The organism is Kitasatospora sp. NPDC036755 (assembly GCF_040636595.1).
GTDB lineage: Bacteria > Actinomycetota > Actinomycetes > Streptomycetales > Streptomycetaceae > Kitasatospora.
Genome location: NZ_JBEZUT010000548.1, coordinates 1 through 3,478 on the forward strand (window position 1 = coordinate 1; position 3,478 = coordinate 3,478).

The following is a 3,478-nucleotide window of genomic DNA, read 5'->3' on the forward strand; positions in this document are numbered from 1 at the left end:
CCCCGCTGACCCCGGCGCGGGGGGCGTGTCCCCCCCCCCGGGGTAGGCCCCCCCGGCGGTCCACCGCGCACGATCGGAACTCCCATGCCCCGCACCACCCGTCTGGCCGGCGCGGCCGCCCTCGCGCTGGCCGCCGCCCTGACCCTCTCCGCCTGCGGCTCCTCCGGCGGTGACTCCACCACCGCCAAGGTCACCCGGCAGAAGGAGGACACCCCGTACCAGGGCACCAAGCTCGCCAAGAACTTCGAGAAGCCGGACCTCCAGCTGACCGACACCGACGGCCGGCCCTTCGACCTGCGGCAGCAGACCAACGGCAAGGCCACCCTGCTGTTCTTCGGCTACACCAGCTGCCCGGACGTCTGCCCGACCACCATGGGCGACATCGGCGTCGCGATGAAGGCGCTCCCCGCCGAGGAGCGCCAGAAGATCAACGTCGTCTTCGTCTCCACCGACCCGGACCGCGACACCCCCAAGGTGCTGCGCACCTGGCTGGACTCGATGGGCAGCGACTTCATAGGCCTCACCGGGGACCTGGCCAAGGTGAAGACCGCGGCCAAGTCGCTCGGCATCATGATCGAGGACCCGGTGGTCAACGGGGACGGCACCGTCACCTCCACCCACGGCGCCCAGGTGCTGGCCTTCCTCCCCTCGGACGACAAGGCGCACGTGCTCTACATGAGCGGCACCGAGGAGAAGACCTACGAGCACGACCTGCCGCTGCTCGCCAAGGGGGTCGCGGCGTGAGCTCGGCGCAGACCGGAACCAGCCGCTTCCGCCGCAGCGCCCTGCTCGGCGCCGTCGTCGCGACGGCCCTCGGCGGCGGCGCCATCCTGGCCGCCTGCGGAACGGGCGGCGGCACCGGCGGCGGCGCGAACGCCCAGGGCGGCGCCTCCACCGGCCCGGCCAGGCTCAGCGTCGCCGACTCCTACATCCCGCTGCCCCCGGCCGGCGGCATGGCGGCCGGCTACCTGACCGTCCGCAACGACGGCGGCCAGGACCAGCTGCTCAAGGTGACCAGCCCGGCCGCCGAGTCCGTCACCATGCACCGCTCGACGGCGTCGACCATGGAGCAGGTGGACAGCCTGGACGTCCCCGCGCACGGCGCGCTGCAGCTCGCCCGGGGCGGCAACCACCTCATGATCATGGGATGGCAGAAGGCCCCGTCGCTCGGCGACGAGCTGGAGCTCGACCTCACCTTCGCCAAGTCCGGCACCATCTCCGTGAAGGTGCCGGTCAAGGAGCTCACCTACCGCCCCGGCCAGAGTTAGGGGACCCGCCACCATGCAGTCGGCCGGCCTGGAGAAGGCCACCCACCGCCGGATCGCCGGGGTGCTCGGAGTGCTCGGCGCGCTGCTCGCGCTGATGCTCGCGGGTGCCGGGCCGGCCTCCGCGCACGCCACCCTGGATTCCACCGACCCGCGGCAGAACTCGGTGGTCGCCACCGCTCCGCAGGCGGTGACGCTGACCTTCAGCGAGTCCGTCTCCCTCTCCGGCGACTCCGTCCGGGTGCTCGACCCGGCCGGCAAGGCCGTCGACACCGGCAACCCGGCGCACGCCGACGGCAAGGGCAACACCGCCCGGGTCGGGCTGCGGGACGGGCTCGCCAACGGCACGTACACGGTGGCGTGGCGGGCCGTCTCGGACGACTCCCACCCGGTCGGCGGGGCGTTCACCTTCTCCATCGGCGCGCCCTCGGACACCTCGGTGTCGGCCACCGCGCTCCAGGGCGCCGAGGCGGACGGCCTGGTCGCCGCCCTGTACGGCACCGGGCGCACCGTCGCCTACGCCGCCTTCGCGCTGCTGGTCGGCGTCGCCGCCTTCGTCCTGCTCTGCTGGCCGGCCGGCACCGCCCGGCGCCGGGTGCAGCGACTGCTGATGACCGGCTGGACGGCGCTGCTGGTCTCCACCGTCGCGGTGCTGATGCTGCGCGGCCCGTACGAGCGCGGCTCCGGGATCGGGCAGGCCTTCGACCTGTCGCTGGTGCGCGCCACGCTGGACGAGCGGATCGGCACCGCGCTGGCCGCCCGGCTGCTGCTGCTCGCGGCCGGCGGGGTGTTCCTGTCGCTGCTGGTCGGGCAGCTGGGGCAGCCGCCGCGACCGGTCGTCCCGAAGCCGCGCGACGAGGAGGAGAACGGATTCTCCGACGCTCCGGCGGCCGCCGAGGACGACGCCGAGGCCGCCGAACTGCGCGAGCTGGAGCGGCGCGCCGCCGAGCGGCCGCAGCGCGAGGTCCGGCTGGGCCTGGGCGTGGCCAGCCTGGTGCTGGCGGTCGCCCTCTCGGCGACCTGGGTCGGCGCCGACCACGCCTCGGTGGGCATCCAGGTCTGGCTGGCACTGCCGCTCGGCATCCTGCACCTGATCGCGATGGCGCTCTGGCTGGGCGGTCTGGCCGCGCTGCTGGTCGCGCTGCGCGAGGGCGTCGGCGCCGAGGTGGTGGACCGCTTCTCGAAGATCGCCTTCGGCTCGGTGGCCGTCCTGGCCGCGACCGGGATCTACCAGTCCTGGCGGGGCCTGGGCAGCTGGGGCGCGCTGACCGGGACCGAGTACGGGCGGCTGCTGCTGGTGAAGAGCGGCTGCGTGGTCGCGATGCTCGGCGTCGCCTGGATCTCCCGCTCCTGGCTGGCCAGGCTGCGCTCGGCCCCCGCCGAAGCGGTGGAGGTCGCACCGGCCGAACTGCCGGAGCCGGTCGCCGTGGCGGCGCACAGCGAGGACCCGGCCCGGCAGGCACAGCTGGAGCGTCAGCGGGCCGCCCTGCGGAGCGCCGGACGCGACCGCGGGCTGACCCCGACCCGGGCCGGGCTGCGCCGCTCGGTGCTGGTCGAGGCCCTGGTCGCGGTGGCGGTGCTGGTGGTCACCACGATGCTCACCAACTCCCCGCCCGGACGGGTGGCGAGCGAGGTCGGGGCCGGGGCCGCCACGGCTCCGGCCGCCGGCGGGCCCGCGGCGGCACCGCAGACCGAGCCGGGCCGGACCGTCGAGCTCAAGCTCCCGTACGACACCAAGGGCCGGACGCCGAACGCCAAGGGCACCGCGGTCGTGACCCTCAACCCGGCCCGGACCGGGCCGAACGAGGTGAAGCTCGCGCTGGACGGCGCGGACGGGCAGCCGGTGGACGTCCCCGAGGTGCAGCTCGCCTTCACCCTGCCGGACCGCGACCTCGGCCCCCTGCCGGTCGCGCTCACCCCGGAGGGCACCGGCCGCTGGAGCGGCACCGCGCAGCTGCCGCTGGCGGGCACCTGGGTGGTGTCGGTGCAGATCCGGTCCTCCGACATCGACCAGACCACCCCGACCCAGCAGTTCAAGATCGGGTGAGCGGGATGACGGACGTTTCCACGGAGCAGGGTCCGGCGGCGCCCGAGCCGTCGGCGGGGCACGGACCGGAGGGCCCGGGTGAACGAGCTGCGGCGCGACATCCAGATCGTCCTCCAGGACCCGACGGACGCCCTGGACCCCCGGCTGACCGTCTTCGACCTGCTGG

Annotated in this window: 3 protein-coding genes; all 3 read left to right on the forward strand. The window is 74.7% G+C overall.

The window, feature by feature from the left end; all coding sequences use genetic code 11:
* The first annotated feature begins 84 nt into the window (after positions 1 to 84).
* Genes AB0E96_RS39660 through AB0E96_RS39670 form a run of 3 tightly spaced genes read left to right on the forward strand, consistent with a single transcriptional unit; the run spans position 85 to position 3,312 of the window.
* A complete protein-coding gene (locus tag AB0E96_RS39660) occupies positions 85 to 744 on the forward strand; it encodes an SCO family protein (protein WP_359831504.1) in 660 nt (219 codons plus the stop codon).
* Positions 741 to 1,268, forward strand: coding sequence for a copper chaperone PCu(A)C (locus AB0E96_RS39665; RefSeq protein WP_359831506.1), 528 nt, complete (start codon positions 741 to 743; stop codon positions 1,266 to 1,268). Before AB0E96_RS39660 ends, AB0E96_RS39665 begins: the two co-directional genes overlap by 4 nt.
* Before the next feature lie 13 nt (positions 1,269 to 1,281).
* Positions 1,282 to 3,312: a FixH family protein gene (locus AB0E96_RS39670; protein ID WP_359831508.1), complete on the forward strand. Its 2,031-nt coding sequence runs from the start codon at positions 1,282 to 1,284 to the stop codon at positions 3,310 to 3,312.
* The last annotated feature ends 166 nt before the right edge of the window (positions 3,313 to 3,478 follow it).

Bases quoted from the DNA above. Each gene is read 5' to 3' on its own strand.
- AB0E96_RS39670 (WP_359831508.1), top strand. From the start codon at position 1,282: ATGCAGTCGGCCGGCCTGGAGAAGGCCACCCACCGCCGGATCGCCGGG.
- AB0E96_RS39660 (WP_359831504.1), top strand. From the start codon at position 85: ATGCCCCGCACCACCCGTCTGGCCGGCGCGGCCGCCCTCGCGCTGGCC.